This window comes from Neobacillus drentensis (assembly GCF_036965425.1).
In the GTDB taxonomy this organism is placed as follows: domain Bacteria; phylum Bacillota; class Bacilli; order Bacillales; family Cytobacillaceae; genus Neobacillus; species Neobacillus drentensis_F.
The window spans coordinates 14,131-32,310 of sequence record NZ_JBALPP010000021.1 but is presented as its reverse complement, the minus strand read 5'-3'; the positions used below and the strand labels follow the sequence as shown (position 1 = coordinate 32,310).

Here is an 18,180-nt window from a genome sequence, read left to right as displayed (position 1 = left end):
AATATTTTATGTGTACATTTTATGTTCTGGAGTATGTACATAAGTTAATGGAAATACAAATTCAAATTCCTAGTTGACACATTGGATTAATGGGCTTATTATAATTTAATAGATACATAATATTCCAAAAATGTATTAAAACCTTACGAGCTTAGCTTATCAGTCAACTGAAGGCTGCTTCCATTCTATATGGGAGCAGTCTTTTTTATTAAGTGTTAGGAAGGAGCAAAGAGTATGCAGGAATTATTTGTAAAAAATAGCAAGCAGCGTAAGTGGCTTGAACGGCTGTACCCATTAGAAGCGGACTTTAAAGCACAAGCCTCACAAATCGACATAGAGGGCAGCTTCCCTAGAGAGAATATCCAGGCGTTAAGAAAAATCGGATATACCAAATTGACCTTACCAGAGGAATTTGGCGGGGCAGGATTTTCTCTATATGATACCGTTCTCTTACAAGAAAAACTGGGAAGCTATGATGGCAGCACAGCGTTATCGATTGGATGGACATTAATGACCGTTGGAGAATTATTTGAAAATCGGTATTGGGATCCAGAAAAGTTAGCCTTTATTGCTGAAGCAGTGAACAATGGAGCCATCATTAACCGAGCAGTAAGCGAAATGGCTACAGGCAGTCCCATTCGCGGGGGCCGGCCCGAAACAAGTGCTAAGAGGGCACTTGGCAAATGGGTGATTAATGGGCGGAAAAGCTATACAACCTGCTCACCGGAACTGGATTATTTTTTAACTTCTGCTTGGATCGAAGAAAAAAAAACGGTAGGCTTTTTTCTGATTCCAAAAGAAGCAGAAGGACTAACCATCGAGGAAAATTGGAATGTAATCGCGATGCGTGGTACCGGCAGCCATGATCTAGTATTAGAAAACGTGGAAGTGGATGAGTCGGACTTGGTCGAAATTCCCAGTTATCATACGGGTTTTAAACTGAATGGATGGGGTCTGCTGATTCCTGCCACCTATTTAGGGATCGCGCAGGCGGCCAGGGACTTTGCACTCGAATTTGCCAATACCCATTCGCCCAATAGTATTAAGGGTCCAATCGCTCAGCTGCCGAACGTGCAGGCATTATTAGGCGAGATGGACTTGGAATTATACAAAGCAAGATTTGCCCTATATGGTACGGCAGAGGTTTACATTGATAAGGATCGTCAACGGGATATCACAAATGAAGCACTTGTAGCCAAACATATTGTGACCAACTCCGCGATTACCGTGGTCGACAAAGCTATGCGATTAGTCGGAGCAAAAAGCTTACAGCTGTCCAATCCTCTGCAACGTTTTTACCGAGATGTCCGGGCAGGCTTGCATAATCCGCCAATGGATGATTTAACCATTTTAAAATTAGCTCAAACAGCTATTCAACAATCTGAATCATAGGGAGGAAAAAACAATGAAAATGAATAAGTTTTTTAAAATTGCCGCTACAGGAATCGCTTTAGTAACCCTCATCGCAGGCTGCGGCTCAACGGCAACAACTGGGGCAAAAACGGATACGGGATCTGCTAAGAAAGAAGTCAGAAAGATAAAAGTAGCGTTTGATCAAGGCGGTAAACCAATCGGATACCTAGATGAAAAAGGCAACCCAACCGGATATGAAATTGAAGTCATGAAATTAGTGGATAAAGCCTTGTCAGAGTATGAATTCGAATATGTGCCAACATCCAGTGAAGACTTATTGGTAGGAGTGCAGCAAGGCAAATATCAAGTAGGGGTAAAAAATGCCTGGTTCACAGAAGAAAGAACGAAGAGTTATATTTTTCCGAAAGAATTCCTCGGACTCAGCGGTGTTGGAATTTTGTTAAAAAAGAAAAACGAAAAAATAAAAGACCTATCAGACTTTGCTAAAGCTAAGCTTTCGTTAGCACCTATTGCAGCTAGTAATGCTCAATATACCATTGTGGATGAATATAACCAAGCCAATCCAGACAATAAAGTTAAACTTGAAGCCGGAGATGCATTCTCAGTGGATGTGGTTCAATGGGTAAATGAAGGACGTGTAGATGGCGGAATTTATTTGGGTGCAACGTATGAAAAGCAAGTTCTTGCAAAGGATGGTCCTTATCATAATTTAGCAAATGACCTTGTTTATAATGAGTTTGCGGTTGTCAAAACGTGGCCATTATTCAACAAAAAAGAACAAGAATTTGCAGATGCCTATGATCAAGCCATCAAGAAAATAAAAGAGGAAAAGAAGACAAACAAACTGATGGTTAAGTTTTATAATACTGATTTATTTAAACTATTGGATACTGTAAAAAGGTAACCGTCTAAAAAGAGGTGGAATATGCAAACATATTTTGATAGTACCTACATTTGGGGGGCATTGCCACAACTTCTTTCGTTTTTACACGTAACATTTATGGTTGCAGGTCTATCGGTTTTGTTCGGTACGATTCTAGGATTTATCTTAGCCGTAATGAAACTCGGAACGTGTTCGGCTGTCAGAAAAATCGCCAATGGATATACAACCATTTTAAGGTGTACCCCCTCTATTGTTCTTTTATTTTTAGTCTATTACGGGCTTCCGGCAATAGCCAGTAACTTTGGTACAGAACTGAATCATCTTGACACTTCGATTTATGTTGTGATTACCTTTTCGCTGCAATTTGGGGCCATCATGTCTGAGGTGATGAGAACGGCCTATGAAGCGATAGACCGGGGACAATATGAGGCAGCGGTTAGCGCCGGGCTTAGTCCCGCCCAGGCATTTCGGAGAATTGTGTTGCCACAAGCATTTGTTGTCGCATTGCCCAATTTCGGAAACAGCCTACTTGAATTAATGAAAGAAGGATCATTAGCGTATACCATTGGTTTGATTGATATTATGGGGAAAGCAAGCCTTATTATTTCAAATAACTATAATTCTCATTCGTTAGAAATCTATCTTGCCTTATCCCTTATATACTGGGTTTTATCCATTTTGATTGAACAGTTCTTTTCAAAGTTAGAAAAGATTTTTAGTAAAGGTAAACTGGTTATAAAGACGACATAGGGGGTGACAGCATGTCGGTTGGATTGGATGTTCCATTTTTAGTAAAAACCTTTTTTGTTGCATTATCTGGAGTGCCTATAGCCTTACTCATTACGATTGTTTCCTTACTCATTGCTCTACCTTCAGGATTTTTGCTCGCCTTATCGCGGATAAATCAAATTCCAGTGATAAGCCAGTTGGCACGAGTCTATGTTTCGTTTGTGAGAGGGACTCCTGTCATTGTTCAAATTTTTATTATTTTTACAAGTGTTCCTTTACTATTGGCTCCCATATTCGAGAAATATCATGTTAAAACGAGTATCTACGATATCAATCCGATTTGGTACGCATTTATTGTTTTCTCGTTAAATACAACGGCCATATTAATAGAAGTATTTCGATCTGCTATTAGCACGGTCAGTAAGGGGCAGCTTGAAGCAGCTTATTCCGTTGGGTTGAGCAATGTGCAAGCGTTTAGAAGAATACTCATTCCACAAATATTCGTGGTGGCATTGCCTAATATTTGTACAGCAACGGTCAATCTCATTAAAGCTACCTCTTTGGGTTATGCTTTGTCATTGAGAGAGATTACGTTAAAAGCTCAAGTGGCAGCCAATGTTGGCTACAATTTTATTGAAGCGTACATCGATATCTTTCTTGTCTATCTCATTTTATGCAGCTTAGTGGAAACCTTATTTAAGCTGTATGAAAAACGGTTAAGGAAGTATAAAGCAGCCGCTGCCTAAGATCATGATTGGAGGCAAAGTCATGTTAGAGATTAAAAATATCCACAAGTCCTTTGGTAAGAATGAGATTTTAAAAGGAGTAGATTTACAGATTGATAGGGGTGATGTGGTTGTCATTCTTGGCCCGAGTGGCTCTGGTAAGACCACATTGCTTCGATGTATTAACTTTCTAGAACGAGCCGATCAGGGGCAAGCTATTTTTGGTGATATTCATGTAAACCTTAAATCAGCAACCAAAAAACAAATACATCAAATCAGGCAAAAGATTGCTTTTGTGTTTCAGAATTATAATCTGTTTACGAATAAAACAGTATTAGAGAATGTGACAGAAGGTCTTATCATTGGAAGAAAGGTTCCGAAAGCAGAAGCCAATAAGGTGGGGCAACTGGCCTTGGAGAAGGTCGGATTGGCAGATAAATTGAATTCCTACCCTAGTGAACTGTCAGGCGGGCAGCAGCAGCGGGTGGGCATTGCAAGAGCGATTGCGTTAAATCCAGATATTATTTTATTTGATGAACCAACTTCTGCACTGGATCCAGAATTAGTCGGTGAAGTCTTAACCGTCATGAAAAATATTGCAAAAGAGGGAACAACCATGTTAGTGGTGACACATGAAATGTCTTTTGCAAAGGATGTAGCCAACCGAGTCATCTTTATGGATGGCGGTGTGATCGTAGAAGAGAATTCTCCAAAGGAAATTTTCTCAAGACCAAAACAAGAAAGAACGCAGCATTTCTTAAGGCGTGTCATACCTGAGGATTTTATTTATAATATTTAATGAAGCAGAAACCTCTAGAGATGGAGGTTTTTCTTCATTGAATGGGGAATAACTCTTGACAAAGCATCTTTGATTAAATACAATATTTCTAGAAATACTGAAATAAGAATTGCTGAAAGGAGGTTTTTAGTGGTGAATGATGATATTGCAGTAAAAGTTTATAAGGCACTGGGTGAATCGACTCGTTTACAAATCGTAAAATTACTTGCCGGGCAATCAGAGTTAGCTTGCCTGGAAATGGCAAATCAATTAAAAGTCCCTGCCAATTCAACATTGACACATCATTTAAAACCATTACTCGATTGCGGATTATTAGCAGTTCGCAGAGAGGGAACCTTCAGATATTACAGTTTACAACGAGAAGTCCTTGCACAATACGCTCCCGCTTTACTTTAATGTTAAAGCGGATTAATTTTAAAATCAATTTCAGTATTTATAGAAATACCGAATAAACAAACGGGGGAAAAAATATGGATCAAATTATCAAAGAAACAAATTCTTGGGGAAATTTAAAAAATGGTTTAGAAAGTAAATTGTTTGAACCGATAAAAATCGGAGCTTGGAATTTACGCTCTCGTATCGCAATGGCACCGTTAACAAGATCCTTTGCAAATGATCAGACTGGCGTAGTAGGAGAGGATATTGTTGAATATTACCGAAAACGTGCTGCCGATGGTGTTGGTTTAATCATTTCAGAAGGAACGGTCATTAGTCCTCGTGGAAAGGGCTATCCTGGAATTCCAGGCATTTATTCAGAAGAACAAATTAAGGGATGGAAAAAAGTAACGGATGCTGTGCATAAAGAGGGAGGAACAATGATCGCTCAAATATGGCACGTTGGAAGATTATCCCATCACGAGCTTGCTGGAAATCTGCCTCCTCAAGCACCATCCGCTATTCCAGCTGAAGGCCTTGTCTCTCGTTTCCGTAAGCCATATGATGTTCCTGAAGAAATGACAATTGAAGATATTAATGAAGTCATCAATCAATATGCGCAAGCTGCGAAAAATGCAATTGCTGCAGGTTTTGACGGTGTGGAAATTCACGGTGCCCACGGATACTTGATTGACCAATTTAATACAGATATAACCAATCATCGTACCGACGAATATGGTGGTGACCTTGCTCAAAGATTAATGTTAATGAAGGAAGTAATTAAAGCAGTTATCGACGCAATCGGTACAGAACGAACAATGATTCGATTCTCAGCTCATAAAGCAGATATACCAAATTACATGTGGGAAGATCCAGAAATGGCTATTCGTACATTTGTTGAGGCATTTAAGGAAGCGGGTGCAACAATGATTCACCCATCGATTATGCAATTTGATCGAGTGCTTGCAGATGGAAAAACGATGCATCAATTAGTCCGAAAATACTGGGATGGTGTCATTATTGGTGTAGGTTCATTAAATCCAGAAATGGCGAATCAGGCGATTGAAGAAGGAATAATTGATGTTGCTGCTTTTGGACGTCCATTCATTGCTAATCCTGATTTTATTCATCGTTTAAAAAGTGGTGAAGAATTGGAAGAATACGAGGTAAAGAAGCATCTTTATACATTAATTTAAAGCATTAGAATAGAAAGAAGCTTTTATAGCTTCTTTCATTTTATTTTCTATTTCAGTGTTTATAGAAATATAGAAATCAAAAGTGATATTAAGGAGGAAAATTGACATGTCAAATACAGCAAAGATTTATATTTTAGCATTGATAAGTTTTTTAGTTGGCACTTCGCAATACATTATTTCAGGTATTTTGGATAAAATGGCAGATGCTCTAGGAGTGTCAATTGGAGCGGCAGGTCAATTAATTACAGTCTTTTCATTAGCCTATGCAATCGGGACGCCTATATTAATGGTATTAACGGCTAAAATGGAAAGACGTAAATTACTGATCTATACGTTATTTGTTTTTATTGCAGGAAATTTACTTTCAGTTATTGTTCCAGGGTATGGATTATTTATAATTGCTCGCATTATTATGGCTTTAAGTACAGGTGTCGCGGTCGTGACAGTTTTAAGTATCGCAGCAAAGATTGCACCTGCTAATAAAAAGGCAAGTTCAATTGCAACAGTTGTCATGGGATTTACTGCATCATTAATTATTGGCGTTCCTATTGGACGTTTTATTACATCTACGTATGGCTGGAAATTTGTATTTATCGGAATCGCATTATTAGTTTTACTTGTCATTTTTATTGTTTTAAATACAATACCAAAAATGAATGGTGATGCTTCAATTTCTTTAACGAGACAAATTGCGATGTTCAAAAAGCCAAAAATTGCTTTAGCATTATCAATCACCTTCTTTTTAATGACAGGGTACGGGATTATTTTTACTTATTTATCTCCATTCCTTGTAAATACTGTAGGTATGAGTGATCATCTTATAAGCATTACTTTACTTGCTCTTGGCGTTGCAAGCTTATTTGGTTCTAAACTAGGTGGCTTAAGTGCAGATAAAAGAGGCGTAATTTTTACATTAAAAAGAGGATTACTTGTAAACCTAACATCTTTAGTCGTGCTTTCTTTCCTATCCCATTCAATTATTGCAGTATTTATTATATTGATAGTCTGGTCATTTGCAGGCTGGTCATCAGGTGCAACTCAGCAATATAATTTAGCAACGATATCACCTGAATCCTCAGATGTGCTGCTAGGTCTGAACCAATCGATGATGCAATTAGGTTTTGCGGTTGGTGCAGGTTTAGGTGGAGTAATTGTGGGGCAAATATCATTATCTTCCATTACATGGTTCAGTGCGTTAAGTGTTGTGTTTGCAAGTATTACAACATTTGGATTATCACGTTTCTTAAATAATAAAAAGATAGTCAACCAAGGTTTTGCGGTACAAAAGCGAGCTTGATCAAATTGGGAGTCTTAAATCGTTATCTTTGTAGATGAGTGAATTAACACGTCCAATTCAAGCAACAGCTAACTTATGTGGCATGCACTTCCTACCTTTGGTGGCTTGATTTACCTTTACTGTAATGAGTATAGGGGTGTTATTCAAGGCGAAAATCCCGTTTATAGCCTATTTGAAACGGCTTTTGGTCCCTTTTGTATTCTTAATGACAAGCTTGATCGCCATTTTATTTTCCATTGCACCTATTTATCAAGAAGAGCTAGAGGTGCTTTGGATGGCTGAAATAGGTTTATGGCAAATCTATATTAGTTCATATAGTTTCCAACAAAAGGAGTTGTTCTAAATAAGATTTTATTAAATTATCAAAAAAAAAAATAGTATGTTAACTTTCTAGATTATATGGTATAGTTAAAAAAAATTTAATAAATACTTTAAATAAGTGCTCACATTTGTGAGGTAAAAGGGAAACTAGTGAAAGTCTAGTACAGCCCCCGCTACTGTAAGAGCTGATGAAATTACAATGCCACTGAGAAATCGGGAAGGTGTAAGAGTAAAAAGAAGCTTAAGTCAGGAAACCTGCTTATTTAAACGACACTTGCTTTTCGGAGGGAGAAGTATAGGCGGGACAATTATACTTATTGTTTTTGTGTTTCAGTATGCTAAATTTATACTGCTATTTCACATCATGCCTGTATTCCTTTTAAAAGGAGTGCAGGCATTTTTTATTTGGAGGTTAGCCTATGAATAAGGGAAAAATTTTTGTGGTTGGCTTTGGTCCAGGTGATCGTGAGCACATTACAAAACGAGCTGTAGATGCCTTACAGCAAAGTGATTGTATTATTGGCTATAAAACATACGTGGAGCTAATTGAACCTTTCTTAACAGCAAAATCCATTGTCAGTACGGGTATGACAGAAGAAGTGTCACGTGCACAGGATGCAGTAAAGAAAGCTGAAGCTGGCAATATTGTCTCAGTCATTTCCAGCGGAGATTCAGGCGTTTATGGTATGGCTGGATTAGTGTATGAAGTGCTGATTGAAAAGGGCTGGACTGAAAAAGAAGGAATTGCGGTAGAAATTGTTCCAGGTATTTCAGCCATTAATTCTTGTGCGAGTTTATTGGGTGCGCCAGTCATGCATGATTCCTGCACGATCAGCCTAAGTGATCATTTGACGCCTTGGACTGTAATAGAAAAGCGCATTGAAGCAGCTGCGATGGCGGACTTCGTTATAGCTTTATATAATCCGAAAAGCGGTAGACGGACACGCCAAATTGTAGAGGCGCAAAATATTCTATTAAAATATCGTTCACCTGAAACACCAGTGGGACTTGTGAAAAGTGCTTATCGTGAAAATCAAAATGTAGTGCTGACAACACTGTCTGAAATGCTTGAACATGATATCGGAATGCTGACAACGGTTATTATCGGGAATTCTTCTACTTTCTTTTATGACAATAAAATCATTACTCCTCGAGGGTATCAGCGTAAATATACGTTAGGTGAAGAAAAACAAAGCTTAAAACCGCATCAGCGTTTGAAAAAGGAAGCCGAACCATGGGCATTAAATCAAGAAACTGGGGAAGCGCAAGCTGGTTATGAGCAAATTGAACGAAAAAAACAAGAAGTTAGCTCATTAGATTTGGCTTTAAAGGCTTTATCTATGGTGACTAAAACTGAACTAGTAAATCCATTGTTAGTACAACAAGCTGTCGAAGATATATTTGAATTTGCTGTTTCACCTGGTGTTGCCAATAAATTTATTAAGCCAGACCAAATGCGCGTATTGGCAGAAACTATTGGCGAGACAGGCACCATGGAATATACACCAGATCATCGGTTTTTATTAAAGATTCCAACAGATCAGCCTGAATCGATTGTTAAAAGACTTAAACAAAATGATTTAATTGTCATGCCTGTGGGCGATGTTTTAAATGTAAAAGCTTGTGATTTTTGCTACGGTGAAAAAGCAGAATCGATCCCATATGCAGAAGAAATAGCAGCAAAATTGGGGGGCTTAAAGCTTCCAAAAGAATTACATATTGGTTTCAACGGCTGCGGTATGGCTTGTTATCGGGCAGTATTCGATGATATCGGGATCGTTTACCGCAAGAAAAGATTTGATTTATTTATTGGCGCAAAGCCGGTTGGTCGTACAGCTCATGCTGCTCAGCCAGTAGCAGAAGGAATTGAACCAGATGAGCTGCTGCCGTTATTAACGAAAATTATAGAAGAGTACAAACAAAATGCCCATCCAAATGAACGCCTTTTTAAATATTTTAAAAGAGTGAAAAAAATTCAGTATTTTAACTATCAGGAAATGAGCTCCAAAATTGAAGTCGAGCCGGCACCATGTGGAGATTAGGAGGAACAGATGATTTTATTTTTAGCAGGCACAAGTGATGCGAGAGCATTGGCCATTCAATTGCAAAATCAGGGCTATCCTTTATTAGCAACAGTTGTCACAGAATCTGCAGCCGAAAGTTTAAATGCTCACCATATTCCTTATCAAGTAGGGCGGTTATCAGTTGATGACATGCAGGCGCTTATTCAGAAGCAAAAGATGTCCTGTGTCATCGATGCCAGCCATCCATATGCGGAAGAAGCGTCGAAAACCGCAATGGCAGCAGCACAAGCATTTGATATTCCCTATATTCGTTATGAAAGGCCAGAAGAACAGTTTATTTCTCCACTAATTACAGAAGTTGAAAGTTATGAAGAAGCAGCTAAATTAGCTCAATCTCATAAAGGAACGATTATGCTGACAACAGGAAGCAAAACGTTGGAAATTTTTACAAAATATTTAATGCGCGATGAAATTCAGCTTATTTGTAGAATGCTTCCAAATATAGGGAACATGGAAAAGTGCCATAGGTTAGGCATTAAACAAAAGGACATAATTGCGATGCAGGGTCCATTTTCGGAATCATTAAATAAAGCACTATGTGAGCAATATAATGTGACTCTAATGATTACAAAAGAAAGCGGCAAAGTGGGATCTGTAGATGAAAAAATGACAGCTGCTCTGCAATTAGGGATTCCTGTCATTTTAATAAAGCGGCCAGCGATTGAATATGAAAATTTTTGTACTTCTTTCGAAGAAGTAACTCAACTATTGGGAGGTTTTATTCATGGCAAACATGAACTTTAATACAAAATTTATTCCTGTAACGGTCGATCCAGACAAGATTTATGATCACAGTTTCGCCATTATCAAAGAAGAGATGGGCGAACATACATTTACAGATGAGCAATGGTTAATTGTTCGGCGGGTGATTCACGCTTCAGCAGATTTTGAGTTAGGCCGCAGCATGATTTTTACGCCTGATGCCATTGAGGCAGGGATTCAATCCATTTTAGCGGGCCGTCATGTAGTGGCGGATGTACAAATGATTGAAAGTGGTTCTGGCCGCAAGCGATTCCAAAAGCATGGCGGTGACTTGCATTGTTATATTGCAGATGAAGATGTCTCAAAGGAAGCAAAGGCTCAAGGAACAACACGGGCTATTATTTCCATGCAAAAAGCAACGCGTTTACAAGAAGGAGGAATTTATGCCATTGGCAATGCGCCAACCGCGCTGCTGGAGTTAATTCGTTTAATTAAAGAAGGTGAGGCAAAACCGGATTTAATTATTGGAATGCCAGTTGGCTTCGTATCAGCAGCAGAGTCGAAAGAGGAGTTAGCATTGCTGGAAGGAATTCCATTTATTACGAACGCAGGGAGAAAGGGTGGCAGTACAGTGACAGTCGCTGCACTTAATGCCATTTCAATTATGGCGGATGAACGAGCAAAAGAAACGAAATAAAAAAGACCCTTCACAAATGCGCCACGGCTATACGACAGGAGCTTGTGCAACAGCGATGACAAAGGCAGCATTGCAAGCTCTTGTCGTAGGAAAGGTACCAGATGAAGTCACGATTTATTTACCGGCTGGCCAGTATGCAACATTTAAAGTATCCGCATTTCAAGTGTCAGAAGACAGGGTAATGTGCGAAACGATCAAAGATGCCGGGGACGATCCTGATGCTACGCATCTAGCACGAATTCAGAGTACCGTTCGTTATTCAAAAGAAAAAGGCATTTATTTAGATGGCGGGGTTGGTGTAGGGCGAGTGACAAAAGCGGGACTACCTGTACCAGTTGGTCAAGCAGCGATAAACCCCGTACCACGTAAAATGATATATGGGGTCGTACAAGAAGCAATTGAAAACTTTAAATTGGATTGCGGAATTGAAGTAATCATTTCTGTACCAGATGGTGAAGAAATTGCTGAAAAAACATTGAATGGGCGGTTAGGCATTATCGGCGGAATTTCGATATTAGGGACACGGGGAACAGTGGTTCCATTTTCAAGTTCTGCTTATATGGCAAGTATCGTACAAGCGATTAATGTAGCAAAAGAATCAGGATGTGAGCATTTAGTCATTACAACGGGTGGGCGCAGTGAAAAATATGCTATGCAGCAATATCCTCATTTACCAGAAGAAGCATTTATAGAAATGGGCGATTTTGTTGGTTTTACGTTAAAAAATATTGCACGGAAGAAGATTCCGAGAGTCTCGTTAGTAGGGATGATGGGGAAGTTCTCAAAAGTTGCCCAAGGCGTTATGATGGTTCACTCAAAAAGTGCACCTATTAGCTTTGAGTTTTTAGCAGGTATTGCCAATAAAGCAGGTGTTGATGAGAAGACGCAGCGAGAAATTTTACAGGCGAATACAGCTTCACAGGTGGGAGATATGCTTCAGGGGAACGAGGCATTCTTTGCAGCACTTTGCAAAAACTGCTGCTACTATGCTTTGAATCATATGAATACTGACATTGAAGTGTCGACAACCTTGTATGCCATGAATGGAGACTGTTTAGGAAAGGCTGAGAATATTGACAAATTGGATGAAGATGATTGGTATAGGGGATAACGGCGCGGAAGGCTTGCTTTCTCAATATGCTGAGTGGATCAATGAATGTGATGTACTTGTAGGCGGGGAGCGCCATTTACAATTTTTCCCGGAATTTAAAAAAGAGAAAAAAGTAATCAAAGGAGGTTTGTCAGCATTAACAGCTGAATTACAGCAAGAAACACGAAATGTCGTTATTTTAGTGTCCGGTGATCCGCTATTTTATGGACTTGGCGGTGTACTTGCGAAGAAGCTTCCATTAATAATTTATCCTTATACCAGCTCGGTACAGCTCGCCTTTTCTAAAATGCAGGAAAGCTGGCAGGATGCGTATATTGTCAGCTTACATGGGCGTTCCATTAAAGGGTTTGCACAAAGAATTGATGGACGTAAAAAAATTGCTGTTTTAACAGATGAAACGAATTCTCCGCAGGCAATTGCAACTTATTTAAAGCGTTTTGGCATGACAGAATATGATGCCTTCGTTGCTGAAAATCTACAAGGTGAAAACGAGCGCTGCCGCTATTTCACATTGGACGAAATGGAGCAATCCTCCTTTTTTCCATTGAATGTTGTGATTTTAAAACAGCGTGAGGTAGTGGAACGTTCTTCTCTTGGAATTCTGGATGATGCATTTCTTCAGCGAAAGCCAGATAAAGGATTGATTACTAAAAGAGAAATTCGGATTCTTTGTCTACAGGAGTTAGGACTTAAGGAAAATAGCATTGTTTGGGATATAGGAACCTGCACAGGATCTGTTGCGATTGAAGCGGCGAAAATGGCTCGGGAAGGTGCCGTGTATGCCATTGAAAAAAATGATGGTGACCTTGAAAACTGCCTGGAAAATCAATTAAAACATCGTACAGATTTTGTTGCAGTGCTGGGGAAGGCACCTGACCGTCTAGATGAATTTCCAGATCCACATGCGATTTTTATTGGCGGTAACGGTGGAAATATGGAGCATTTGTTGCAAACATGTATTTCACGCTTACAGCCAAATGGACGCCTTGTTATGAACATTGCAACGATTGAAAATTTGGCAGAAGCGTTGCAGCATCTAAAAATATTAGGCAGTGAAGTATCGATATTACAGGCACAAATTTCAAAAAGTAAGCCAATCTTAAATTTAACACGTTTTGAACCGTTAAATCCAATCTATATAGTGACAGCAAAGAAAGGAAAAGAATCATGAGAATAGGAACCTTATTTGGATTAGGTGTTGGGCCAGGAGATCCAGAATTAATCACAGTAAAAGCATTTCGCAGATTGCAGGAAAGCCCGGTCATTGCTTATCCCAAAAAATTAAAGGGCAGTAAATCTTATGCCCATCGTATTGTTGAAGTTTATATTAACCCGGCAGAAAAAGAGATGCTTGGTTTGGTATTCCCCATGACAAAAGATGAAGATACTCTGCATACTGAGTGGACAAAATCTGTGGAATCTATTTATAGCTATTTAAGTCAAGGAAAAGATGTAGCTTTTGTGACTGAAGGGGATCCGATGCTGTTTAGCACATTTATACATTTAATGAACTTAATGAAATCAACGTACCCTGATGTTCCAATTGAAACGGTAGCTGGCATTTCGTCGTTTAATGGTTCTGTTAATCGCTTAGGGATTGCATTGGCTGATGGTGATGACCATGTCGCCATGATTCCTGCTACGGAGGATATGGAAGAAATGCGCCGAGTCATTGAAAATCACGATGCGATCGTCTTTATCAAAGTAGCAAAAGTTATAGACGCAATGCTCGAACTACTGAAGGAAATGAATTTATTAGAAAAAACGCATGTCGTTACAAAAGTTACATCTGATGAAGAGGTAATTTGGAAGATCAATGAACTACGGGGTGCAGAATTAAATTACTTGTCATGTATGGTGGTGCGCAAATAATGAAGAAAATTTGGATTATCGGAGCAGGTCCGGGAGATCCGGATTTAATCACGGTTAAAGGTATAAAGCTATTAAAAGAAGCAGATGTTGTGATGTATACTGATTCACTCGTAAGCGAAACGTTAGTAGCGGAAGCGAAGGAGTCGGCAGAAATTATCCGCACAGCAGGGATGCATCTTCAAGAAATGGTGGATTGTATTGTCGAGCGTGTCGATGCAGGCAAAAAGGTTGTACGTTTACATACAGGCGACCCGGCGATGTACGGGGCAACGATGGAGCAAGTGGCACTGCTGAAGCAACATGATATTAGCTATGAAGTGGTGCCAGGTGTAAGTTCTGTTTTTGCATCTGCAGCAGCTGTTGGTGCAGAGCTGACGATTCCTGATTTAACTCAAACTCTCATTTTAACGCGGGCTGAAGGGCGTACACCAGTGCCAGAGCGTGAAAAATTACAGGCACTGGCAAGTCATCACTGTACGATTGCCATGTTTTTAAGTGCGACATTAACAAAGAAAATTACCAAAGAATTGCAGGCAGCAGGCTGGGCAGACGATACACCAGTTGCGGTTGTACAGCGTGCTTCATGGCCTGACCAAAAAATTGTTCGCACTACACTAGCTGAATTAGATGAAGCAATGCGTGTCAATGGCATTCGCAAGCATGCGATGATTCTAGCGGGCTGGGCATTAGACCCGCATATCCATGAAAAAAATTATCGTTCGAAGCTCTATGACAAAACCTTTACTCACGGCTTCCGCAAAGGTGTGAAGGGGAATGATTAGTTTACGTGAAGGGGAAATTCCTGTAATCGAAAAACGCAAACCATATGCTCTTGTTGCCATTACAAAACATGGGGTGGCACATGCAAGAAGCTACACGGAAAAATTCCCATATGCGGATCTATATTATATGAAGAAATTCGAACAGGAGGACGAAGAGGCGCGCCAAATTCAGTTATTTGATGGTACGGTTCGCCTATTATTGCCCGCTTTGTTCCAGCAGTATAAAGGAATCATTTGCATTATTTCCCTTGGTGCTGTTGTTCGCATGATTGCTCCGCTTTTGATTGATAAAAAGAAAGATCCTGCCGTGTTAGTGGTGGATGATAAAGGCCAGTATGTCGTCAGCGTTTTATCAGGTCATATTGGCGGTGCCAATGCCTTAACCCATGAATTTGCCAATGCGATTGGTGCTTCACCCGTTGTTACAACCGCGTCTGATGTTCAAAAAACGATTCCCGTGGATTTATTTGGCGCCCAATTTGGGTGGATGTGGGAAAGTGAAGAAAAATTAACACCTGTTAGTGCATCGGTTGTCAATGAAGAGCATGTTGCGATCGTGCAGGAAACCGGTGAAAAAAATTGGTGGATGTACGATCGCTCAATTCCGGACAATTTAAAAATTTATCCAACGATAGAGGAAGCGATCATGGCAAAGCCACAAGCGGCACTGCTTATTACAGATCGTTTAATTGAGGCACATGAAGAGGTCTTGCTCGAGAACGGAGTTATGTATCGCCCAAAATCAATTGTACTTGGCATTGGCTGTAATCGTGGTACATCAATGTCAGAAATTGAACAAGTCATAGATGAAACATTAGCGGAGTTAGGTTTAAGTAAAAAAAGTGTCAAAGCAGTTGCGACCATCGATTTAAAGAAAAACGAAACAGGTCTGCTTGAATTAACTGCTAAACATAACTGGCCGTTTGTAACTTACACACCGGACCAGCTAAATGAAATACCGATGCAAAACCCATCAGAAACAGTCTTTAAATATACAGGTGCATATGGGGTCAGTGAGCCGGCCGCATTGCATTATGCGAATGCGAAAGAGTTACTGCTGGAGAAAAAGAAAAGCGGAAATGTGACGATATCGATTGCACGTGTCAATTTTGAGGAGGAAGTACGATGAATCGATTTGTTCTAGCCGGCACAGGGAGCGGTGTTGGAAAAACAACATTCACAATCGGCATTATGCGTACGCTTATGAAGCGTGGATTAACAGTCCAGGGCTTTAAATGCGGCCCGGACTATATTGACCCAACGTATCATACAGCAGTTACAAAACGCCCTTCTCGTAATATTGATAGTTTCATGATGTCCCATGATACAGTCCGTGCAATTGTCGCAAGAGCGAGCCAAGATGCAGATGCAGCTATTATTGAAGGAGTGATGGGCTTTTATGATGGCAAATCCCCATTATCAAATGAAGGATCTGCTGCTCATATTAGTGAGATTACAAAAAGTCCCGTTATTTTAATTGTCAATGCAGCAAGTATGGCAAGAAGTGCGGCTGCGATTGTCAAAGGATTTCAAAAGTTAGATGAAAGCTCCAATATTGTTGGTATTATTGCCAATCAATTAGGGAGTAAAAGCCATTTTGAAATTGTCAAAGCAGCAATAGAACAAGAATGTGGAATTCCCGTCATTGGTTATTTGCTGAAAGGAGCTGTACCAATGATGCCAAGCCGTCATCTTGGTTTAGTACCAGCCATAGAACGTGGTGATTTAGATACATATTTTGATAGTCTTGCAGAAGCAATCGAAGAAACAGTGGATGTTGAACAACTGTTGGAAATTACAAAAACACAATCATTAGACGTTTCTGAATCTATCTTTGATGCACAGCCGCAAAGACAAGAAGTACATATTGCAGTTGCAAAGGATGCCGCCTTTAACTTCTATTATGAAGAAAATCTAGAACTACTTCGTACATATGGTGCCACATTGCATTACTTCTCTCCTTTACAAAATGAGGAAGTTCCAGAAAATGCGCAGGGGCTGTATATCGGCGGTGGTTTCCCGGAAGAGTTTGCTAAAATCTTGGCGAAAAATGAGGAAACGAAGCAATCAATAAGAGCCGCGCTTGAGCGAGGGGTGCCAACATTAGCGGAATGCGGCGGTTTTATGTATTTAACAGAGGAAATTGTGAATCGTCAAGGACAGGTATTCCCGATGCTCGGGATCATTCCAGGACGTGTGCGGATGCAAGATAAATTAGCGGCACTTGGATACAGGGAAATTACGGGTGTTCCAGGCAACTTTCTAATCAATGCAGAGGAGCAGGCAAAAGGGCATGAGTTCCATTACTCAACGTATGAAGGGGAGCATACCTCACCAGCTTATTTTAGTAAAGGCCGTTTTCGTGCTCAGCAGGAAGGTTATCTACATAAAAATATTGTTGCTGGCTATACACACTTTCATTTTGCTTCGAATCCACAGCTTGTGAAAAATTGGCTGACAGCATGTTTGGAGGTAAACAATGAATTATTTCCCACTATTAATGAATATTGACTATAAAAAGGTTGTTATTGTTGGGGGCGGACATGTAGCTCGTCAAAAGGTAGAAGCGCTGCTGCCAACAAAGGCACTAGTAACAGTGATAAGCCCAGCTGTAACCGAAAAATTGCAGCAATACATCAATGAAGGGCTTGTGACATGGAAAGAAAAAGCATTTGTACCTGCAGATTTAGATGATGCTGCACTGATTTTCGCCGTTACAAATGACGAAGAGGTAAATAATGCAGTGGAAGAAGCGGCACAGCATTGGCAATTACTCAGCCGTGCGGATGCAAAAGGACGTGTTGATTTCATCAATCCAGCAGTCGTTCGCCGTGGTGATTTCGTATTGACTGTATCGACGTCCGGAGCAAGTCCAGGCCTGACACGCCAAGTAAAGACGGATTTAGAAGAGCAATTTGGAGTACATTACGCGCAGTATGTTTCATTTTTAAAGGAAGCGCGTCAGAGAATTTTACAATTGTTTTCGGGCGATGCGAAAAAACAGCTATTAGCAGAGCTCCTGGATCCACAGTTATTACAATGGATGGAGCAAGGTGAAAACCAAAAATGTGAAGCGTGGCTGCAGCAGCGTATAGGAGAAAATCGGTAAAGATGCTGATTTAGTGTCAACGATTGATGCCATAAAACATTATTATGCTGATCAGGATGTCAAAGCGATGAAGGGGCTTGAGTTTTAAGCACCCAGGCCGCCATGTTTAAATCACAAACTGGCA

Annotated in this window: 18 protein-coding genes and 1 riboswitch; all 18 genes read left to right on the top strand. The window is 40.0% G+C overall.

Annotated features, from left to right (window positions below):
• Positions 1–234 precede the first annotated feature (234 nt).
• The 18 genes from V7161_RS06035 (at position 235) to V7161_RS05950 (ending at position 18,056) form a co-directional block, all read left to right on the top strand.
• Positions 235–1,392 (top strand): acyl-CoA dehydrogenase family protein, encoded by a 1,158-nt coding sequence (locus V7161_RS06035; protein WP_335443116.1) that lies wholly within the window; start codon positions 235–237, stop codon positions 1,390–1,392.
• Between the two features lie 13 nt (positions 1,393–1,405).
• Complete coding sequence (locus tag V7161_RS06030; protein WP_335443114.1) at positions 1,406–2,278, top strand: transporter substrate-binding domain-containing protein; 873 nt, start codon at positions 1,406–1,408, stop codon at positions 2,276–2,278.
• 21 nt (positions 2,279–2,299) lie between these two features.
• A complete protein-coding gene (locus V7161_RS06025) occupies positions 2,300–3,007 on the top strand; it encodes an amino acid ABC transporter permease (RefSeq protein WP_335443113.1) in 708 nt (235 codons plus the stop codon).
• Positions 3,008–3,018: 11 nt separating this feature from the next.
• Positions 3,019–3,732 carry an amino acid ABC transporter permease gene (locus V7161_RS06020; RefSeq protein WP_335443111.1) on the top strand — a complete coding sequence of 238 codons (714 nt, stop codon included), beginning with the start codon at positions 3,019–3,021 and terminating at the stop codon, positions 3,730–3,732.
• 22 nt (positions 3,733–3,754) lie between these two features.
• Entirely contained in the window at positions 3,755–4,510 is a 756-nt protein-coding gene (locus V7161_RS06015; protein ID WP_335443109.1) for an amino acid ABC transporter ATP-binding protein, read from the top strand.
• Between the two features lie 132 nt (positions 4,511–4,642).
• A complete protein-coding gene (locus V7161_RS06010) occupies positions 4,643–4,906 on the top strand; it encodes an ArsR/SmtB family transcription factor (protein WP_218351672.1) in 264 nt (87 codons plus the stop codon).
• 74 nt (positions 4,907–4,980) lie between these two features.
• Positions 4,981–6,081 carry an alkene reductase gene (locus tag V7161_RS06005; protein WP_335443107.1) on the top strand — a complete coding sequence of 367 codons (1,101 nt, stop codon included), beginning with the start codon at positions 4,981–4,983 and terminating at the stop codon, positions 6,079–6,081.
• A 106-nt stretch (positions 6,082–6,187) separates the two neighbouring features.
• Positions 6,188–7,378 carry an MFS transporter gene (locus tag V7161_RS06000; protein WP_335443105.1) on the top strand — a complete coding sequence of 397 codons (1,191 nt, stop codon included), beginning with the start codon at positions 6,188–6,190 and terminating at the stop codon, positions 7,376–7,378.
• Between the two features lie 420 nt (positions 7,379–7,798).
• A riboswitch (cobalamin riboswitch) is annotated at positions 7,799–7,976 on the top strand.
• Positions 7,977–8,118: 142 nt separating this feature from the next.
• The gene (cobJ, locus tag V7161_RS05995) at positions 8,119–9,741 is read left to right on the top strand and encodes a precorrin-3B C(17)-methyltransferase (protein ID WP_335443103.1); all 1,623 of its coding nucleotides are present in this window, start codon (positions 8,119–8,121) and stop codon (positions 9,739–9,741) included.
• 9 nt (positions 9,742–9,750) lie between these two features.
• Positions 9,751–10,527, top strand: coding sequence for a precorrin-6A reductase (gene cobK / locus V7161_RS05990; protein ID WP_335443101.1), 777 nt, complete (start codon positions 9,751–9,753; stop codon positions 10,525–10,527).
• A complete protein-coding gene (locus V7161_RS05985; protein WP_335443099.1) occupies positions 10,508–11,182 on the top strand; it encodes a precorrin-8X methylmutase in 675 nt (224 codons plus the stop codon). Before cobK ends, V7161_RS05985 begins: the two co-directional genes overlap by 20 nt.
• A complete protein-coding gene (locus V7161_RS05980; protein ID WP_335443120.1) occupies positions 11,157–12,293 on the top strand; it encodes a cobalt-precorrin-5B (C(1))-methyltransferase in 1,137 nt (378 codons plus the stop codon). The genes V7161_RS05985 and V7161_RS05980 overlap by 26 nt, the downstream gene beginning before the upstream one ends.
• A complete protein-coding gene (gene cbiE, locus V7161_RS05975; protein WP_335443118.1) occupies positions 12,268–13,464 on the top strand; it encodes a precorrin-6y C5,15-methyltransferase (decarboxylating) subunit CbiE in 1,197 nt (398 codons plus the stop codon). Before V7161_RS05980 ends, cbiE begins: the two co-directional genes overlap by 26 nt.
• Positions 13,461–14,165 (top strand): precorrin-2 C(20)-methyltransferase, encoded by a 705-nt coding sequence (cobI, locus tag V7161_RS05970; protein ID WP_335443097.1) that lies wholly within the window; start codon positions 13,461–13,463, stop codon positions 14,163–14,165. The genes cbiE and cobI overlap by 4 nt, the downstream gene beginning before the upstream one ends.
• Complete coding sequence (gene cobM / locus V7161_RS05965; protein WP_335443095.1) at positions 14,165–14,947, top strand: precorrin-4 C(11)-methyltransferase; 783 nt, start codon at positions 14,165–14,167, stop codon at positions 14,945–14,947. The genes cobI and cobM overlap by 1 nt, the downstream gene beginning before the upstream one ends.
• Positions 14,940–16,076: a cobalt-precorrin 5A hydrolase gene (locus tag V7161_RS05960; protein ID WP_335443094.1), complete on the top strand. Its 1,137-nt coding sequence runs from the start codon at positions 14,940–14,942 to the stop codon at positions 16,074–16,076. Before cobM ends, V7161_RS05960 begins: the two co-directional genes overlap by 8 nt.
• Complete coding sequence (locus tag V7161_RS05955) at positions 16,073–17,458, top strand: cobyrinate a,c-diamide synthase (RefSeq protein WP_335443093.1); 1,386 nt, start codon at positions 16,073–16,075, stop codon at positions 17,456–17,458. The genes V7161_RS05960 and V7161_RS05955 overlap by 4 nt, the downstream gene beginning before the upstream one ends.
• Positions 17,427–18,056 (top strand): precorrin-2 dehydrogenase/sirohydrochlorin ferrochelatase family protein, encoded by a 630-nt coding sequence (locus tag V7161_RS05950; RefSeq protein WP_335443092.1) that lies wholly within the window; start codon positions 17,427–17,429, stop codon positions 18,054–18,056. The genes V7161_RS05955 and V7161_RS05950 overlap by 32 nt, the downstream gene beginning before the upstream one ends.
• Positions 18,057–18,180 lie beyond the last annotated feature (124 nt).

Coding starts and splice junctions, on each gene's coding strand:
- cobM (WP_335443095.1), top strand. CDS start 14,165: ATGAAGAAAATTTGGATTATCGGAGCAGGTCCGGGAGATCCGGATTTA.
- V7161_RS06025 (WP_335443113.1), top strand. CDS start 2,300: ATGCAAACATATTTTGATAGTACCTACATTTGGGGGGCATTGCCACAA.
- cobJ (WP_335443103.1), top strand. CDS start 8,119: ATGAATAAGGGAAAAATTTTTGTGGTTGGCTTTGGTCCAGGTGATCGT.
- V7161_RS05960 (WP_335443094.1), top strand. CDS start 14,940: ATGATTAGTTTACGTGAAGGGGAAATTCCTGTAATCGAAAAACGCAAA.
- cobI (WP_335443097.1), top strand. CDS start 13,461: ATGAGAATAGGAACCTTATTTGGATTAGGTGTTGGGCCAGGAGATCCA.
- V7161_RS06035 (WP_335443116.1), top strand. CDS start 235: ATGCAGGAATTATTTGTAAAAAATAGCAAGCAGCGTAAGTGGCTTGAA.
- V7161_RS05980 (WP_335443120.1), top strand. CDS start 11,157: ATGAACGAGCAAAAGAAACGAAATAAAAAAGACCCTTCACAAATGCGC.
- V7161_RS05955 (WP_335443093.1), top strand. CDS start 16,073: ATGAATCGATTTGTTCTAGCCGGCACAGGGAGCGGTGTTGGAAAAACA.
- V7161_RS06015 (WP_335443109.1), top strand. CDS start 3,755: ATGTTAGAGATTAAAAATATCCACAAGTCCTTTGGTAAGAATGAGATT.
- V7161_RS06020 (WP_335443111.1), top strand. CDS start 3,019: ATGTCGGTTGGATTGGATGTTCCATTTTTAGTAAAAACCTTTTTTGTT.
- V7161_RS06005 (WP_335443107.1), top strand. CDS start 4,981: ATGGATCAAATTATCAAAGAAACAAATTCTTGGGGAAATTTAAAAAAT.
- cobK (WP_335443101.1), top strand. CDS start 9,751: ATGATTTTATTTTTAGCAGGCACAAGTGATGCGAGAGCATTGGCCATT.
- V7161_RS06000 (WP_335443105.1), top strand. CDS start 6,188: ATGTCAAATACAGCAAAGATTTATATTTTAGCATTGATAAGTTTTTTA.
- V7161_RS06030 (WP_335443114.1), top strand. CDS start 1,406: ATGAAAATGAATAAGTTTTTTAAAATTGCCGCTACAGGAATCGCTTTA.
- cbiE (WP_335443118.1), top strand. CDS start 12,268: ATGAAGATGATTGGTATAGGGGATAACGGCGCGGAAGGCTTGCTTTCT.
- V7161_RS05985 (WP_335443099.1), top strand. CDS start 10,508: ATGGCAAACATGAACTTTAATACAAAATTTATTCCTGTAACGGTCGAT.
- V7161_RS05950 (WP_335443092.1), top strand. CDS start 17,427: ATGAATTATTTCCCACTATTAATGAATATTGACTATAAAAAGGTTGTT.